Annotated in this window: 18 protein-coding genes; 12 read left to right on the forward strand and 6 right to left on the reverse strand. The window is 73.4% G+C overall.

The genetic code is table 11. The features are described 5' to 3' along the window. Positions 1 to 151: 151 nt before the first annotated feature. From BCF33_RS04640 to BCF33_RS04670, 8 genes are all read left to right on the forward strand, one after another. Entirely contained in the window at positions 152 to 1,645 is a 1,494-nt protein-coding gene (locus BCF33_RS04640) for a replicative DNA helicase (protein ID WP_106159713.1), read from the forward strand. 146 nt (positions 1,646 to 1,791) lie between these two features. Continuing rightward, positions 1,792 to 1,923 (forward strand): hypothetical protein, encoded by a 132-nt coding sequence (locus BCF33_RS14440; protein ID WP_281260001.1) that lies wholly within the window; start codon positions 1,792 to 1,794, stop codon positions 1,921 to 1,923. A gap of 40 nt (positions 1,924 to 1,963) precedes the next feature. Next, on the forward strand, positions 1,964 to 2,995 hold the full coding sequence (alr, locus tag BCF33_RS04645; RefSeq protein WP_106159714.1) for an alanine racemase: 1,032 nt from the start codon (positions 1,964 to 1,966) through the stop codon (positions 2,993 to 2,995). Positions 2,996 to 3,276: 281 nt separating this feature from the next. Next, complete coding sequence (locus tag BCF33_RS04650) at positions 3,277 to 4,002, forward strand: DNA repair protein (protein ID WP_245883722.1); 726 nt, start codon at positions 3,277 to 3,279, stop codon at positions 4,000 to 4,002. 130 nt (positions 4,003 to 4,132) lie between these two features. Next, entirely contained in the window at positions 4,133 to 5,500 is a 1,368-nt protein-coding gene (gene radA, locus BCF33_RS04655) for a DNA repair protein RadA (RefSeq protein WP_106159716.1), read from the forward strand. Positions 5,501 to 5,525: 25 nt separating this feature from the next. After that, complete coding sequence (locus BCF33_RS04660) at positions 5,526 to 6,080, forward strand: CvpA family protein (protein WP_106159717.1); 555 nt, start codon at positions 5,526 to 5,528, stop codon at positions 6,078 to 6,080. A gap of 81 nt (positions 6,081 to 6,161) precedes the next feature. Further along, on the forward strand, positions 6,162 to 7,646 hold the full coding sequence (gene purF / locus BCF33_RS04665) for an amidophosphoribosyltransferase (RefSeq protein WP_106159718.1): 1,485 nt from the start codon (positions 6,162 to 6,164) through the stop codon (positions 7,644 to 7,646). 200 nt (positions 7,647 to 7,846) lie between these two features. Next, complete coding sequence (locus BCF33_RS04670; RefSeq protein ID WP_106159719.1) at positions 7,847 to 8,485, forward strand: SDR family NAD(P)-dependent oxidoreductase; 639 nt, start codon at positions 7,847 to 7,849, stop codon at positions 8,483 to 8,485. Here BCF33_RS04670 and BCF33_RS04675 read toward each other — a convergent pair. Further along, positions 8,482 to 9,063: a lytic transglycosylase domain-containing protein gene (locus BCF33_RS04675; RefSeq protein WP_106159720.1), complete on the reverse strand. Its 582-nt coding sequence runs from the start codon at positions 9,061 to 9,063 to the stop codon at positions 8,482 to 8,484. The genes BCF33_RS04670 and BCF33_RS04675 overlap by 4 nt on opposite strands. A gap of 190 nt (positions 9,064 to 9,253) precedes the next feature. Here BCF33_RS04675 and ssb point away from each other — a divergent pair, with 190 nt between their 5' ends. Further along, a complete protein-coding gene (ssb, locus tag BCF33_RS04680; RefSeq protein ID WP_106159721.1) occupies positions 9,254 to 9,736 on the forward strand; it encodes a single-stranded DNA-binding protein in 483 nt (160 codons plus the stop codon). 53 nt (positions 9,737 to 9,789) lie between these two features. Continuing rightward, complete coding sequence (locus BCF33_RS04685) at positions 9,790 to 10,047, forward strand: hypothetical protein (RefSeq protein ID WP_106159722.1); 258 nt, start codon at positions 9,790 to 9,792, stop codon at positions 10,045 to 10,047. 2 nt (positions 10,048 to 10,049) lie between these two features. Here BCF33_RS04685 and aroB read toward each other — a convergent pair whose 3' ends face one another. Beyond that, positions 10,050 to 11,156: a 3-dehydroquinate synthase gene (gene aroB / locus BCF33_RS04690; RefSeq protein ID WP_106159723.1), complete on the reverse strand. Its 1,107-nt coding sequence runs from the start codon at positions 11,154 to 11,156 to the stop codon at positions 10,050 to 10,052. After that, positions 11,153 to 11,701 (reverse strand): shikimate kinase, encoded by a 549-nt coding sequence (locus tag BCF33_RS04695; protein WP_106159724.1) that lies wholly within the window; start codon positions 11,699 to 11,701, stop codon positions 11,153 to 11,155. Before BCF33_RS04695 ends, aroB begins: the two co-directional genes overlap by 4 nt. A 257-nt stretch (positions 11,702 to 11,958) precedes the next feature. Between BCF33_RS04695 and BCF33_RS04700 the strand changes: the two genes are divergently transcribed. Together BCF33_RS04700 and BCF33_RS04705 are read left to right on the forward strand one after the other, a co-directional pair. Beyond that, positions 11,959 to 13,395, forward strand: coding sequence for a hypothetical protein (locus BCF33_RS04700; protein ID WP_106159725.1), 1,437 nt, complete (start codon positions 11,959 to 11,961; stop codon positions 13,393 to 13,395). After that, entirely contained in the window at positions 13,392 to 14,312 is a 921-nt protein-coding gene (locus tag BCF33_RS04705) for a site-specific tyrosine recombinase XerD (RefSeq protein WP_106159726.1), read from the forward strand. The genes BCF33_RS04700 and BCF33_RS04705 overlap by 4 nt, the downstream gene beginning before the upstream one ends. Positions 14,313 to 14,319: 7 nt before the next feature. Here the strand turns inward: BCF33_RS04705 and BCF33_RS04710 are convergent, their stop codons facing one another. From BCF33_RS04710 to BCF33_RS04720, 3 genes are all read right to left on the reverse strand, one after another. Beyond that, entirely contained in the window at positions 14,320 to 14,988 is a 669-nt protein-coding gene (locus tag BCF33_RS04710) for an outer membrane protein (RefSeq protein WP_106159727.1), read from the reverse strand. A gap of 153 nt (positions 14,989 to 15,141) precedes the next feature. Then, the gene (locus tag BCF33_RS04715) at positions 15,142 to 16,038 is read right to left on the reverse strand and encodes an alpha/beta fold hydrolase (RefSeq protein WP_106159728.1); all 897 of its coding nucleotides are present in this window, start codon (positions 16,036 to 16,038) and stop codon (positions 15,142 to 15,144) included. Then, on the reverse strand, positions 16,028 to 16,819 hold the full coding sequence (locus BCF33_RS04720) for a metallophosphoesterase family protein (RefSeq protein WP_106159729.1): 792 nt from the start codon (positions 16,817 to 16,819) through the stop codon (positions 16,028 to 16,030). Before BCF33_RS04720 ends, BCF33_RS04715 begins: the two co-directional genes overlap by 11 nt. Positions 16,820 to 16,824: the final 5 nt, after the last annotated feature.

The raw sequence follows: 16,824 nt of genomic DNA on the forward strand, positions 1-16,824 counted from the left end.
TCCGCAGGTCGATAAAGGGTTGGAGGTCGTTCCTCGACCGGCGCCGTGTTGCGGATGTGCAATCCACAGGCCGCCCACAGGGATATGAACAAATTGCGACTCGGGGCGGGCGCGCGCTAGGTATCCGGGACACGCGCGGGGGGTGGCCAGCATGAACGACCTGACGGTTCCGGGGGGCGGCATGCCCGTGGCGGGGGCCGAAGGCGCGGCCCCCCACAACGTCGAGGCCGAGCAGCAGCTGCTCGGCGCGCTCCTGACCAACAACGAGCTCTACGACCGCATCGCGGGAACCGTGAAGCCCGAGCACTTCGCCGATCCCGTCCACGCGCGCATCTTCGACCTGATCGCCGCGCGGGTGGCGAAGAACGCCCTGGCCTCGCCCGTCACCCTGAAGCCCTTCCTGGAGGACGAGCCCGCCCTGGCCGAGTACGGGGGCGTCGGCTACCTCGCGCGGCTGGCGGGGGCGTCGATCTCCTCCTTCGCGATCAGGGACTACGCGCAGACCGTCTACGACCTGGCGATCCGTCGGCAGCTGATGCAGCTGGGGCGCGACATCGCCGAGAAGGCGCAGCGGGTCGACGTCGCATCCGAGCCGAAGGAGCAGATCGTCGAGGCCGAATCCGCCCTCTACGCCCTGGGCGAGCAGGGGCAGACGCAGTCGGGCTTCGTGTCGTTCCTCCATGCCACGACGCAGGCGGTGAAGGAGGCGAACGCCGCCTATCAGCGCGACGGCGGGATGGCGGGGATCGCGACGAACCTCGTGGACCTCGACCGCAAGCTGGGGGGGCTGCACCGCAGCGACCTCCTGATCCTCGCGGGGCGGCCCTCGATGGGGAAGACCTCGCTGGCGACGAACGTGGCGTTCCAGATCGCCAAGTCCTACCGCAAGGGAACCAAGCCGGACGGCACCGAAGGGGCGGTGAACGGGGGCGTCGTGGGGTTCTTCTCGCTCGAGATGTCGTCCGAGCAGCTGGCCGCGCGCATCCTGTCGGAGGCGGCCGAGGTCCCCTCCGAGCAGATCCGCCGGGGCGACATGACCGAAGGCGAGTTCAGGCGCTTCGTGCAGGCGGCGAAGGACCTGGAGGCCTGCCCGCTCTACATCGACGACACGCCTGCGCTGCCCATCTCGCAGCTCGCGGCGCGGGCGCGGCGGCTGAAGCGGACCTTCGGCCTCGACGTGCTGATCGTGGACTACCTCCAGCTCGTCCGCCCCGCGTCCGCCAAGGACAGCCGGGTGAACGAGGTCTCGGAGATCACCCAGGGCCTCAAGGCCATCGCCAAGGAGCTGGACGTGCCGGTCATCGCCCTCTCGCAGCTGTCGCGGGCGGTGGAGGCGCGGGAGGACAAGCGCCCGCAGCTTTCCGACCTGCGCGAATCGGGCTCGATCGAGCAGGACGCCGACGTGGTGATGTTCGTCTTCCGCGAGGAATACTACGCCGAGCGCGAGAAGCCCGGCGACGACAAGCTGGAGCAGATGGCCGAGTGGCAGTCCCGGATGGAGCGGCTGCACGGCAAGGCCGAGGTCATCATCGGCAAGCAGCGGCACGGCCCCATCGGCACCGTCGAGCTGAGCTTCGAAGGCCGGTTCACGCGCTTCGGCAACCTCGCGCGGGAGCGGCAGGGCGGCGGCTACGGCGACTTCTAGGCGGAACGGCGCGCGGATCGGCGGAACGGCGCGCGGGGCGGCTTCGGACGCCTTCCCACGCGGAGCGCGGCGCCCCATCTCGTGGCGCGTGCCGCGCGTCCGCGGCGCACGGCGCCCCCCGTCATCCGTTGGGGCGGTTCACGACCATGAGACACGTTCGCACCGCGATCTTCGCGCTCCTCCTCGGGGCGATGGGCGCGCCGATGCTCCTCTCCCTCCTGCCGCCCGCCGAGGCGCAGGCGCATCTTGCGGAACCCGGGGTCGCATCGCGCCGCTGACGCGTTGACCCCCCCGCCCCGCGCGGCCAAGACCGCGCGGATGGCGACGGGCACGCTTCATATCGACCTGGGCGCCGTCCGCCGGAACTGGCGGGCGCTGGACCGTCTGTCGGGCGGGGCCGAGTGCGGAGCCGTGGTGAAGGCGGACGGCTACGGGCTAGGCGCGGGCCCCGTGGCCCGTGCGCTGGCGGCCGAAGGGGCGCGGACCTTCTTCGTGGCGGTGGCCAGCGAGGGGGCCGCCGTGCGCGCGGCGGCGCCGGACGCGCGGGTGTTTGTCTTCTCGGGCCACATGGCGGGGGACGCCGCGTCCTTGCGCGGTCACGGGCTGATCCCCCTGATCAACTCGCCCGAGCAGTGGCGCAGGCACCGCGAGGCGCTGCCGGGGCATCCGTTCGGCGTGCAGGTCGACACGGGCATGGGGCGGCTGGGGCTGCAGCCGTCCGACTGGGCCGCCCTGCGCGGCGAGATGACGGGCGCGGCCCTCGCGATGAGCCACCTCGCCTGCGCGGACGCGCCGGACGATCCCGCGAACGACGCGCAGCTGCGGGCCTTCCGCGCGATGACGGAGGGCATGGGCGCGCCGCGCAGCCTCGCCGCGACGGGCGGGACGCTGCTGGGCCCGGCGTTCCGGTTCGATCTGGTGCGCCCCGGCATCGGCCTTTACGGCGGGCTGCCCTTCGGGGGGGCCGAGCCGGTCGTCCGTCTCTCCGTGCCGGTCGTGCAGGTGCGAGACGTGCCCGAAGGCGCGGGCGTGGGCTACGGGATGACCTGGCGGGCGAGGCGGCCCAGCCGGATCGCGACCCTTTCGGCAGGGTACGCGGACGGGCTGATCCGGGCGATGGGGAACCGCGCGCGCCTCTGGGCGGGGGACCGGGCGGTGCCGCTGGCCGGCCGGGTGTCGATGGACCTCCTGACGGCGGACGTGACGGACCTGCCCGACGTGCCCGAGGCGTTGGAGGTCCTGGGCCCGCACCAGGGGGTGGACGCCTTGGCCGAGGCGGCGGGCACGATCGGCTACGAGATCCTCACCGCGCTGGGGCCGCGCTACGCGCGCAGGATCGTCGGCACCTAGCGGACGCGGACACGCGACGCGGAAAATGACGTCGCGTCACCGAGCGTCCGCCGCCGCCCCGGACTTCGCCTTGGAAACATGATCGTGCGTGCGCGCGCGCAGGTCAGGACGCCCGCAAGAACCCGGTCGACATACGTTCCTGCGGAACCCTTCGGATGCAACCCCGTTCTTTCGTCGAACCGGCAAGGAAATGCCGATCGAAGCGTCAGGGCGCCACCTGCCGAGGGAAAGGGTGGCCTGCGTACCCGCCATGAGGACCGTGATCGATGACACGTTTTGCGATGAACCTTCGACTGGCCCTGCAATACGCGGGCATCGGGATAGTGGCCCTCGCCGCGACCGCGGCGGTGGTGGCGACGCTGGCCTCGGCCCTGGGCGTGCTTCCGTGGCTCGACCTGTCGGCGCTGGGCCTCGCTGGGGCCGGGCCCTGGGTGCAGGCCGCCGGCGCGGCGCTTCTCGTGGCGCTGGCCTCGTTTCTGCCGGGCGCCACGCGGGTCCTGCGGCTCGAGCATGCGCACCGGTCGTTCAACCTGAAGATGGAGGATGTCGCCCGGGCCTATCACGTCGCGCATGCCGACGACCGGGCCGGCGCCTTCCGCATGAAGCACGAGTTCGACGCCGTTCGCGAGCGCCTCGCCCATCTGCGCGAGCATCCCGAACTGTCCGCGATGGAGCCCGACGTCCTGGAGGTCGCGGCGCAGATGTCGGCGCAGTCGGCTCGCCTCGCCAGCGTCTACTCGGACGAGAAGGTCGACCGCGCCCGCCGCTTCCTCGAGCAGCGCCAGGAAGAGGTCGAGCGGACCCGCGAGCTGATCGCGAAGGCCCACCATTCCGGGCGCGAGCTGAAGAAGTGGGTCGAGACGATCGAGCTGGAGGAGCAGGTGACGGACAACCAGCTCGTCCGGCTGGAGGAGGAGCTGGACGAGGTCCTGCCGCGCCTCGGCTTCTCGCGGGTGAGCGACCATCACAACGTCGTGCGGATGCCTCCGGCGACCGCCGCCGAGTGATCTCGGCCGGATGATCCAGGAAGGGCCCCCTCGCGGGGCCCTTCTTCGTCTCTGGCAGGGTTCTCCGCGAATGGGACGATATCGCATGTTCCTGCTTTATTCCCGCAGCGGGACATCCTAGATCGGGCCCATGCCTAAGGACACCCGCACCTTCGCCTGCACCAAGTGCGGCGCCGCCCATCCCCGCTGGTCCGGCCGCTGCGGCGATTGCGGGGCCTGGAACTCCATCGAGGAGGAGCAGGCGCTTTCCGTGGCGGGCCCGTCGAAGAAGTCGCTGGGCATGGCGAAGGGTCGGGCGGTGCCGCTGACGGACCTTTCGGTCCAGGAGGAGGCGCCCCGGCGCGCCCTCTCCGGCATCGGCGAGCTGGACCGCGTGCTGGGCGGCGGGCTGACGCGGGCCTCGGCGACGCTGGTGGGGGGCGATCCGGGCATCGGGAAGTCGACGCTGCTGCTGCAGGCCGCGGCGATGCTGGGGCGGTCGGGCGCGAAGGTCATCTACGTCTCGGGCGAGGAGGCGTCAGCGCAGGTTGCGATGCGTGCGCGGCGGCTGGGCTTGGCGGACGCGCCCGTCAAGTTGGCGGCGGAGACGAACCTGCGGGACATCCTGACGACGCTGGACAAGGAGATGCCGGACGTCGCGGTCATCGATTCGATCCAGACGATGTGGGCGGACCACGTGGACAGCGCGCCTGGCAGCGTCTCGCAGGTCAGGGCGGCGGCGCACGAGCTGACGAGCTTCGCCAAGAAGCGCGGGATCGCCGTGATCCTCGTCGGGCACGTCACGAAGGAGGGGCAGATCGCCGGCCCCCGCGTGGTCGAGCACATGGTCGACACCGTCCTCTACTTCGAGGGGGAGCGAGGGCACCCGTTCCGCATCCTGCGCGCGGTGAAGAACCGCTTTGGCCCGGCCGACGAGATCGGGGTGTTCGAGATGACCGGCGCCGGGCTGGCCGAGGTGGGCAACCCTTCCGCCCTCTTCCTGTCGGATCAGGAGAAGCCCTCCCCCGGGGCCTGCGTCTTCGCGGGGATCGAGGGCACGCGCCCCGTCCTGACGGAGTTCCAGGCCCTCGTCGCCCCCGCCCCGCACGGCACCCCGCGCCGGACGGTCGTGGGCTGGGACGGCGGGCGGCTGGCGATGATCCTCGCCGTGCTGGAGGCGCGCTGCGGCATCCCGTTCACCGGGCTCGACGTCTATCTCAACGTGGCCGGCGGCATCCGCGTGTCCGAGCCGGCGGCGGACCTGGCCGTCGCGTGTGCGCTGCTTTCCGCCCGCGAAGATGCCCTGATGCCGCCACATTGCGTTGTGTTCGGGGAACTCTCGCTGTCCGGTGCGCTCAGACCCGCCGTTCAGACCGAAAATCGCTTGAACGAGGCCGGGCGCCTGGGTTTCAAGCAGGCGATCGCGCCCGCCGGGTCCAAGCTCGGCGGCAGCGGGCTAGAGGTGCGGGCCTTCCCGGACCTTCCGGCGGTCGCGGGACAGGTGTTCGGGGCCGGCTGACGCCTTCCCCGGCGGAAGGGGACGAATGGAAGGCTTCACCTGGATCGACGGGGTCGTCGCGGCCATCGTGGTGCTGTCGGCGCTGCTGGCCTATTCGCGCGGCCTCGTCCGCGAGAGCATGGCGATCGGCGGCTGGATCGTCGCGGCCCTGCTCGCGTTCGCCCTTGCGCCCGTGGCAGCGCCACTGGTGGCCGAGACGCCCTATCTGGACCAGTTCATCGGCGATTCCTGCGAGCTGAGCCTCATCGCCGCCCTGGCCATCGTGTTCGCGCTGGGGCTGGTCGTGGTCTCGCTGTTCACGCCGCTCCTCTCCTCGGTGCTGCACGGCAACGCGGTGCTGGGGGGGACGGACCGGGCGCTTGGGTTCGTGTTCGGCGCGCTTCGGGGGGTCCTTCTCGTGGCGATCGCGCTGATCGTCTACGAGCGCTTCTCACCCGCCGGGATCGAGGTCGTCGAGGCGAGCCGGACGGTTTCGGCCTTCGAGGGGGTGACCCGCGCCATCGAGGAGCGCCTGCCGACGGAGACCCCGGTCTGGATCACCTCGCGGTCGGAGAACCTGGCGGCGACCTGCGCGGGCTAGGCCGGGCGCAGGCCCCCTGCCCCGTGACAAGCCGTTCCGGCACGCCTAGGTGATCGGGGACGACTCAGCCGGGAACGCCCGATGACCGAGCGACGCCTTTCCGACCAGCCCCCCTTCCGCGCGCACCCGTTCGACGACGCGAAGCTGAAGGAGGAATGCGGCATCTTCGGCGTCGTCGGCGTCGAGAGCGCGGCGCCCATGGTGGCGCTGGGCCTGCACGCGCTTCAGCACCGCGGCCAGGAGGCGGCGGGCGTCGTGGTCCACGACCCCGAGGCGGGCTTCAACAGCGCGCGCCGCTTCGGCTACGTGCGGGACAACTTCACCGATGCGGAGGTCATCGATTCGCTGCCCGGCCCGATCGGGATCGGGCACGTGCGCTACAGCACGGCGGGCTCGAAGGGGGCGACCGCGATCCGCGACGTGCAGCCCTTCTTCGGCGAGTTCGCAATGGGCGGCGCCGCGATCGCCCATAACGGCAACATCACCAATGCCGAGAGCCTGCGCCGCGAGATGATCGAGCGGGGCAGCATCTTCCAGTCCTCCAGCGACAGCGAATGCATCATCCACCTGATGGCCCGGTCCCTGCAGCGCACCATCCCCGAGCGGATGGAGGACGCGCTGCGGCGGGTCGAGGGGGCGTTCAGCGTGATCGCGATGACCCGGACCAAGCTGATCGGCGTGCGCGATCCGCTAGGGGTGCGGCCGTTGGTGCTGGGCCGGGTCGGGGACGGCTGGGCCCTGGCCTCGGAGACCTGCGCGCTGGACATCATCGGCGCCGAGTTCCTGCGCGAGGTCGAGCCCGGCGAGATGGTAGTCGCAACGCCCGAAGGCGTGACGTCCGAGCGTCCGTTCCGGTCGAAGCGGCCACGCTTCTGCATCTTCGAGCACGTCTACTTCTCGCGCCCCGACAGCCAGTTGGGCGGGCGCTCGGTCTATGAGACGCGCCGGCAGATCGGCGTGGAGCTGGCCCGCGAGGCCCCGGTCGAGGCGGACCTCGTCTGCCCCGTGCCCGATTCGGGAACCCCCGCCGCGATCGGCTTCGGACAGGAGAGCGGCATCCCCTACGCGATGGGGATCGTGCGGAACCAGTACGTCGGCCGCACCTTCATCGAGCCGACCGAGCAGATCCGGAACATGGGGGTGCGGCTGAAGCTGAACGTGAACCGCGCCCTCGTGCGGGGCAAGCGGGTCGTGCTGGTGGACGACAGCGTGGTGCGGGGCACGACATCCCGCAAGATCAAGGAGATGATCCTGGACGCCGGCGCCAGCGAGGTCCATTTCCGAATCGCCTCGCCGCCGACCGCTTGGCCCTGCTTCTACGGGGTGGACACGCCGGAGCGTGAGAAGCTCCTGGCGTCGTCGATGTCCGAAGACGAGATGCGTGAGCATCTGGGCGTGGATTCCCTGCGGTTCGTCACGCTGGACGGCCTCTACCGTGCGGTGGGCGAGGCGGGGGGGCGCGACGCGCGGGCGCCGCAATACTGCGACGCCTGCTTCTCGGGCGAGTATCCGGTCGAGCCGGCCGACCAGGTCGGGCGGGGGTTCCGGCTGAAGGCCGCGGAGTAGGCCAAGCGGCTGACGGGATTCGATTCCTTGCCCCTCGTTCCCTGCGTGCGCCGCGTTCACCTTCTCTAAACTTCTGCCGCCTATGCTGGTCCGCATGAGGGTGGAATCATCATGGCGGGGCGGCGATCCCGGCGGCTTCGGCCCGGCCGGCGGCGGGGGCGCGCTTGCGCTCGGCGTTCCCTTGGGCGAATGCGCGCGCCATGACGCGCCCCGCCCTCGTGACCGGCGCCTCGCGGGGCCTGGGCTTCGCGGTGGCCGAAGCCCTTGCGAAAGCCGATCCCGGACGGCCCGTGGTCGCGGTCGCCCGCACCGCGGGGGGGCTGGAGGCGCTGGACGACCGCATCCGGGCCATGGGGGGCTCTGCGACGCTGGCGCCCATGGACGTGACGGTGGACGCGGCGATGCAGCAGCTCTGCCGTTCGATCCACGATCGCTGGGGGGGCCTGTCCCTCTGGGTGCACACGGCCATCGAGGCGCCGCCCCTGTCGCCCGCGCCCATGGTGGCGCCGAAGGACCTGGCGAAGGCGTGGGCGGTGAACGTCGCCGCGACGGCGCGGCTGATCGGCTATGTCGCGCCCCTTCTGGGCACGGACGGAGCCGCCGTGGTGCCGGAGGACGACCGCGCGGGCGCGAAGCACTTCGCGGCCTATGGTGCGACGAAGGCGGCGCAGTCGGCGCTGGTCCGGTCCTGGGGAGAGGAATCGACCGCGCCCCGGATCGTGCGCTTCACGCCCCGGCCCATGCCGACCGCGCTTCGCGCCCGCTTCTTCCCGGGCGAGGACACCTCCGCCCTGACCCCTTGCGCGGACGAGGCGGCGCGGCTTCTCGCCGCGCTCTAGCCGCCGAGGATGGCGCGGACGTATCCTTGCGTCTCGCGGAAGGGGGGGATGCCCCCGTGGCGCTGCACGGCCTCGGGCCCGGCGTTGTATGCGGCGAGGGCGAGGCGCCAGGTGCCGAACCTATCGTACTGCATCCGAAGGTAGCGTGCGCCCCCTTCGAGGTTCTCCCGCGGGTCCTGCGGGTCCACCCCAAGAAGGCGCGCGGTCCCCGGCATGAGCTGCGCCAGCCCGATCGCGCCGCGATGGGAGACGGCGCCGGGATTCCAGCCCGATTCCTGCTGGACAAGGCGCGCGAAGAGTTCCTCCGGGATGCCGTGGCGGCGGGCCATGCCGTGGGCGTGGGCGAGGAACTCGCCCCGGTAGCGGCCCGTGTAGGCGGGGACGGCGATCTCGGGCTCGGCGGGGGCGGCGCCCTCGGGGCGCAGCCGGGACGAGCCGGCGTATTGCTGCGACGCGCGCCCGTCGAGAAGGGCGAAGCGGCCGTCGCTCTGTCCCGAGGTGCCGATGCGCAGCCCCTGCGCCTCGGCGGTGGTCAGGGCCCCGCCCAAAGCGAGGGCGGCGATCGTGAGCGCGCGCATGGCCTTCCCCTTCCCGGTCCTTCCAAGCGTTCTAGCGCGGGGATCGCGCGCGGGGAAGCCGGACGGGCGGCAATGGCGGCGGGCCGGCCGGGAGGGGGCGATTCCAGGGCCCCGCAGCGCCCCGCTGCCATGGCCATCCCGCAGCGCCCATGATAGGCGGAACGCCAACGAAAGATGGGGGAGAGCGGCGATGGCAGGCTCGGTGAACAAGGTGATCCTGATCGGCAATCTCGGGCGCGACCCCGAGGTGCGGACCTTCCAGAACGGCGGCAAGGTGGTGAACCTTCGCATCGCCACGTCCGAGAACTGGAAGGACAAGAACTCCGGCGAGCGCCGCGAGAAGACCGAGTGGCACAGCGTGGCCATCTTCTCCGAGCCGCTGGGGCGGGTGGCCGAGCAGTACCTGAAGAAGGGCTCGAAGGTATATCTCGAGGGGCAGCTCGAGACGCGCAAGTGGCAGGACCAGTCCGGCAACGACCGCTACTCGACCGAGGTGGTGCTGCGGCCCTACCGGTCCGAGCTGACCATGCTGGACGGCCGCGGCGAGGGCGGCGGCGGCGGTTACGGCGAGGACCGGGGCGGCGGCTCGGGCGGGGGGGGCTACGGCGGCTCGGGCTCGGGCGGGTACCAGGGGCCGTCGGGCGGCATTGACGACGACGAGATCCCGTTCTGACGGCGCCCGCCCTCTGGCCGCCGGAGCTGCAGCTCCTCGCGGTCAACGCGGGCGTGCTGCTGGTGGCCTATGGCGGCCTCTACCCCGCGCTGCGGGAGAAGACGCTGCCGGCCATGATCCGGATCGACCTGGTATGCGGGACGCTTGCGCTTCTCGTGGCGGGGCTGCTCTTCGCGGGGGGCGGGACGGGCTTCTCGCTGGTCCTGCTCGACGTGCCCTGGTGGGCCTTCTCGGTCCTGACCTTCGCGATCCTGGAGGTGCCGTTCTTCCTCTGGTTCGTGAGGCGGCACGACCTCGACCTCGGGCCCTGAGGCTACTCGGCGAGGGCGTCCTCCAGCAGGGACAGCACCTCGCCCTCCGGCACGTTCTCGGCGACGAAGGCCTCGCCGATCGCCCGGAGGAGGACGAAGCGCAGGCGCCCGGCGCGGACCTTCTTGTCCTGGCGCATCAGCTCGAGAAGCGCGGGGGCGCCGGGAAGCGCGCCCGGGATCGCGGAGAGGCGCGTCGGCAGGCCCACCGCGCCGAGATGCGCGGCGACGCGGCTGGGGGCTTCCTGCGGCAGAAGGCCGAGACGCGCCGAGAGGCGCGCGGCCAGAAGGCAGCCCAGCGCGACCCCCTCGCCGTGGAGGAGGCGGTCCGAATAGCCCGTCGCGGCCTCCAGCGCGTGGCCGAAGGTGTGGCCGAGGTTGAGGAGGGCACGCTCGCCGGCCTCGCGCTCGTCGCGCAGGACGATGTGCGCCTTCATCTCGACCGACCGCTCGACCGCGCGCAGGAGGGCCGGCCCGTCCCCGCGCAGGCCGGGGCCCGCGCCCTCGAGCCATTCGAAGAAGGCGGCGTCCCCGAGGAGGCCGTATTTCAGCACCTCGCCGTAGCCCGCGCGGAAGTCGCGGGGGGCGAGGGTGCGCAGCGTCCCGGTGTCGGCCAGCACGAGCGAGGGCTGATGGAAGGCACCGACGAGGTTCTTGCCCTGGGACGAGTTGATCCCCGTCTTCCCCCCGACGGAGCTGTCCACCTGCGCGAGCAGCGTCGTCGGCACCTGCACGAAGCGCACCCCCCGCCGCAGCACGGCCGCGGCGAAGCCCGCGAGGTCGCCGATCACCCCGCCGCCGAGGGCCAGGACGAGGTCGTCCCGCTCGACCCCTTCGGCGAGGAGCCATTCGACCGACCGCTCTAGCATCGCCCAGCGCTTGGTGCCCTCGCCCGGAGGCAGGGCGAGCGCGGGGGCCTCGATCCCCTCCTCGCCGAGGGCGGCGCGAAGGGGGGCGAGCCAGTGGGCGGCGACGGTCTCGTCGGTGAGGATCGCGACGCGCGGGCGCCCGAGCAGCGGCGCCACCTCGCCGCCCGCGCGGGCGATGAGGCCGGGGCCGATGCGCACGTCGTAGGCGCGGCCGGGAAGCGGAACCGGAACGGTGCGGGTCATGGCAGCAGCTCCGGGCGGGCGCGGCGGACGGCCCTCTCCACCGCGAGGGCGGTGTCGCCGATGCTGCGCCCCTCCTCGCCCGGGATCACGGCGTCGGCGAGGGCGTAGGACGGCGCCCGCGCGGCGTGGAGGGCGGCGAGGCGCGCCTTGGCGTCCGGCCGGTCGAGGAGCGGGCGGTGCGCCTTGCCCCGCACCCGCGACCAGAGGAGGTCCACGGATCCCTCCAGCCAGACCGACACCGCGCCGGCATCGCGTATCGCAGCGCGGTTGGCCTCCGACGCGAACACCCCGCCGCCCGTCGCCAGGATGCCCGGCGGGCCGGCGAGCAGGCGGGCGAGCACCTCGGATTCGCGGGCGCGGAAGAAAGCCTCGCCGTCCTGGGCGAAGATCTCGGACACGGTCATGCGGGCGGCCTCCTCGATGGCGGCGTCGCTGTCGACGAAGGGAAGGTCCAGCCGCGCGGCCAAGGCACGGCCCACGACGGACTTGCCGGCGCCCATCAACCCGACGAGCACGATCCAGCCCTGCGCGCCCGGTTCGGCCATCTTACGCCACACCCCCGATCATCGCGCCGTCATGGCGTGATCTTCACCCGAGGACCAGATACGAACCGGGCACGGCGGGGTCCGAGGGGGGCCGTGCCGCGACGGCACAGGCTTGGGGACGGCATCGGAATGTGGCGGCTTTTTAAGGTGTTGATCGTGCTCGCGGTCCTGGGCATCATCGCGTTGGCGGCCTTCGCCTATCTCGGCGACATCGAGCCCGAGCCCCGCGAGACGCGCGTTCCGGTCCTTCTCGAGCCGTGAGGGGGGCGGCCTTCGCCTTGCTGGCGGCGCTGCCGGCGGGCGCGCAGGACGCGCCCACCGCGACCTCGATCCCGACAGGGACGATCGAGGTCATGCCGCTGGGCGCCCCGGCGACGGGCAGCGCGGGCCTGCTGCCGGCCACGGTCACGGGGCTTCCGGACACCCTTTGGGCCGGCAGCCGCGCATCCGACCTGGCAGCCCGGATCGATGCGCTGCCCATCTCGGGCGTGGGGGCGGTCGACGCCCTGGCCGAGACGCTCCTGCTGGCGGAGGCCGCGCCGCCCATCGGCGATCCGGCCCCCGTGCTGGAGGCGCGCGTCCGGCAGCTGATCGGGCGGGGGCGCCTTCAGGCGGCGGACGCGCTGCTGCGACGGGCGGGCGCGCGCACCACGCCCCTGCGGCGGCTGGCCTTCGACGTCGCGCTGCTGACCGGGGACGAGACGGCGGCCTGCGCCCGCACCGAGCCCGTGCCCGAAGCGCCGGAGGACTACGCCCGCCGGGTGTTCTGCCTTCTTCGGGGGGGCGACTGGGCGGCAGCGCTGACGACCTTCGACGCCGTGGTCGCGCTGGGCGGGCTGGACCCGGTGACGGCGGGCCTTCTGAACCACTTCCTCGACCCCGAGCTGGAGGGGGTGCCCCTGCCCCCGCCGCCCGCCCAGCCGACGCCGCTGCAGTTCCGCCTCTACGAGGCCCTGGGCGAGCCGATGCAGACGCGCGGGCTGCCCCTGTCCTTCGCCCATGCCGACATGCTGCCGCAGAAGCCCTGGCGCACGCGGCTCGACGCGGCCGAGCGGCTGGCGCGCGCCGGCGCCATCGAGGGGGGCGAGCTGCTCGCCCTCTACTCGGAGCGGCGGCCTCCCGCCTCCGGGCGGCAATGGGACCGGATCGCCGCCGTCCAGGCGCTGGACGAGGCGCTGGTGCGGGCCAGGCCGGCCGCGGTCGCCGAGGCCCTGCCCGCGGCCTGGTCCGCGATGCGCGACGCGGGCCTCGGGGTGGCCTTCGCCCGCAGCATCGCCCCCCGCCTGACCGGCCTGCCCCTGCCCGCGGAGGCCAACGCGCTGGCGCTGGAGATGGGGCTGCTGTCGGGCGGCTACGAGGCCGCGGTGGCCGAGCGGGCGCGCCCCGGCGACCCGGCCGTGGCCGCCGGCGCCGCCTTCGCCCGCGGCGAGCCCCCCGCCGAACCCGACGGCCCGCTGGAGGAGGCGCTGGCCGCCGGCTTCGGGGACGCGGAGGCGCCGGAGGAATGGCGCGCCATGGCCGCCGACGACCGGCTGGGCGAGGCGCTGCTGCTGGCGCTGGAGGACCTCGCGCATGGGGTGGAGGGGGACCGCGCGCGCCTCGTCCCCGCGCTGGCCTTCCTGCGCGAGGCCGGGCTGGAGGACAGCGCCCGCCGCATCGCGCTGGAGCTGCTGTCCGCCGAAGGCCCGGCATGAACGCCCACGCGCGGATCGAGGCCTTCCTCGAGGCGATGGCCGCCGAGCGGGGGGCGGCGCGCAACACGCTGCTGGCCTATGGGCGCGACCTGAAGGACTTCGCCCGGTGGATGGAGCGGCGGGGCGCGCGCTTCGAGGACGTGACCCGCGACCAGATCGAGGACCACCTCGTCGGGCTGGAGGCGGCAGGGATGGCCAAGTCCACGCGGGCGCGGCGGCTGGCGGCGATACGGCAGATCACCCGCTTCGCCTTCGAGGAGGGCTGGCGCGGCGACGACCCCGCGATCCGCATCCGGGGGCCGGGGCGCGAGCGAAAGCTGCCCCGGACCCTCTCGGAGGAGGAGGTCGGGCGCCTTCTCGCGGCGTCGGCGGACGGGGCGAACGCCTTGCGCGACGCCTGCCTGATGCAGGTGCTCTACGCCACGGGCCTGCGGGTCAGCGAGCTGGTGTCGCTGCCCGTCCGCGCCGCGCGGGGCGACCCGCGCTGGCTGCTGGTGAAGGGCAAGGGCGGCAAGGAGCGGATGGTCCCGCTGACCCCGGACGCGCGCGCGGCCCTTGCGGCGTGGCTGCCCGAGCGGGATCGCGCGGATGAGCGGGCGGTTCGGGACGGCGCGAGGTCCTCGCCCCACCTCTTCCCATCGCACGGGGCCGAGGGACATCTGACGCGGCACCGTTTCTACACCCTCTGCAAGGAGATCGCGGTGCGGGCGGGCGTCTCGCCGGGCAAGGTCACGCCGCACGCCCTGCGCCACGCCTTCGCCACGCACCTCTTGGCGAACGGCGCGGACTTGCGGTCGATCCAGACGCTGCTGGGCCATGCCGACGTGGCGACGACCGAGATCTACACCCACGTCCTCGACGCGCGCCTGCGCGAGCTGGTGCTGACCAAGCACCCGATGGCCGAGGACGCGGGATAGGCGGCCCCTAGAAGCGGTAGGCGACCGTGATCTGCGCGGTCACGACGTCGACCTCCACGTCCGTGGCACGGAACTCGTCGAACTCGTGATACAGGATCTCGCCGCCGACGGAGAAGCCGTTCTCCATCAGCCGCTCGTAGCCGAGGCCCGCGAAGTAGCCGTCCGAATCGCCGAAGGGCGTGTCGTCGGCCGGCTCGTCGCCGTCGCTGCCTTCAGTGTAGGCGCGCGCCCAGCCGCCGGCGAGGTAGAAGAGGTTCCGGTCCCGGGCGAGGCCCAGCCGCAGCCCGGCCCGGGCGATCGCCTCCAGCTCGCCCGCGCCGCCGAAATCGGTGGCCGAGCGGTCGTAGGCCGCCATGGCGCCGACGACGACGTTCTCGAACCGGAGGTCGTAGCCGGCCCTCAGGCCGATCGTGCCGCCCGCGTGGTCGTCGCCGCCGCCGTCGATGTCGTCGTCGGGCAGCCAGTCGGGGTCGGCGTCGTCGCCGGTCTCGTTCTCGGCGCTCAGGCCGAGGGCGCCGATGGCGCCGCCGACCCAGGGGCCGGAGAAGCGGAGCGGCTCCTCGACGACGAGGACGGGCTGGACGACGAACGCCTCGTCGGCGAGGCCCCCGGCATGGACCGGCAGGCCGAGCGCGAGCCCCGGGAGAAGCCCGGCGGCGGCAATCCTGATGTTCATGAAGTGATCCCCGGGATGGCGCGGCCGGTATCGAATCCGTGCCCTGTGGCCCCGCCCATCCCCATTTATGGCTAGTTCAGACCCGATAGCATGTTGGGAACACGGGATCCGGACCGGCGGTTCCTGCGGAAACGGTCCGTTGCGGGCGCGGGATCAACGCCCTTCGCGGGCCGTGGCGCCGAGGAAGGGCAGCGCGTGGGCGGCGAAGGCGTCCGGGGCCTCGCGCATGGGCCAGTGGCCCGCGTCCAGCGTCTCGAACCGGGCGCGGGCCATGCGGGCCGCGACCGACCGCGCGAGGGCGGGCGGAATCAACCGGTCCTTCGCGCCCTGAAGGAACAGCGTCTCGTGCGGCAGGGCGGCGGCGGCGTCGGAAAGGTCGGTGCGGAAGCCGCGGGGGCCCACCTCGCCGCGCTGGAAGCGGGCGAAGGCGCGGCCGTTGCGCCCCTCGCGCATGGCGGCCCTCACCTCGGCCACGAGGGCGTCCGTGATCCGGTCCGGCTCGCCGAACACCGTCCCGAGCGCGCGGCGGACGCCCCGGTCGGTCCGGCGCATCAGGGCGAAGCCCGCAGTCCAGAGCGGCAGGCGCGTGGCGAGGTGGTAGCGGCGGTGCCCCGGCGCGCTGGCGGCGAGGCCGAAGGGCGCGACCGGCACCAAGCGGCGGACCCGGTGCGGATGGTGCGCCGCCGTCCAGATGGCGGCGCCCCCGCCCATGGACGCGCCGACGAGGTCGGCCCGCTCGATCCCCAGGGCGTCCATGAGGGCGATCAGCCAGCCGCCCAGCCGCGAGAGGCGGAACGGCCCGCGCGGGAGGGGCGCGCTGCCCCCCTGCCCCGGCCAGTCGGGCGCGAGGACGGTGCGGGTGCGGGCCAGCTCAGGCAGGAACAGCCGCCAGGAGAGGGCCGCCGAATCGAAGCCCGCCCCGTGGAGGAGGATCGCCGGCACGGTCCCCTCGCGGCGGGCGAGGTGGAAGGCGGCGCGGCGGCCCCCGACCCCCAGGGCGTCGCGGGCGGGAAAGGGCGGCGCCGGGCCGGGGCGCGCGTCATCCCGCACGGCGCATCGCCCCCGGCAGGACGTCCTCGGACGGCCAGAGCCCCGTCTCGAGCGCGCGGTCGTAGCCCTGCGCCAGCCCCGCGGCCCGCATGGCGGCGGCCGCGGCGGCATGATCGTAGGCGAGCCGCTCGAACAGGACGCCGCCCGGGCGGATGCGCGCGTAGCGGCCCAGGGGGCGGCCGTCGTGCGGTGGCATCCCGGCGCTGCCGGCGTTCACCCACTCGACCCCCGCGACGCGGCGGGCGAAGGGGACGCCGCAATGGCCCGCGACGACGCGGTCGACTCGCCCGGCCAGCGCCTCGATCGCGGCGACCTCCTCGGCGAAGGCCGAAGGGGGCGAGACGGGCCAGAGGAAGCGGGCCACGTCCCGGACGCCGCCATGGATCACGGCCGTCCGCACCCCCTCGTGGTCCAGCACGACCATGTCCGGCAGCCCCGCCATCCAGGCGCGGTCCGCCTCCCCCACCTCGGCGTCGCAGCGCGCCCACCAGGCGCCCGCCATCGCGTCGCAGGCCGTGCCCGCCCCGAAGCCGCAGCCGCATCCGGGCGCGCGCGCGGCGAGGTTCCGCTCGCAGTTGCCGGCGACGACGGGGCCGCCCCACGCGCGGATCAGGGCCACCGTCCCCGCCGGGTCCGCGCAATAGGCGGCGAGGTCGCCGGTGCACACGGCGAGGCGCCCCGCCAGCGCGTCCAGCATCGCCGCGGCGGCCTGCCGGTTCGACACGCAGCCGCCGAAGGCGATCCACTCGCCGTCCACCCGTCCGAGGTCCTCGATCCGCATCGGCT

Origin of the sequence: Hasllibacter halocynthiae, assembly GCF_003003095.1 — a bacterium.
Classification (GTDB): domain Bacteria; phylum Pseudomonadota; class Alphaproteobacteria; order Rhodobacterales; family Rhodobacteraceae; genus Hasllibacter; species Hasllibacter halocynthiae.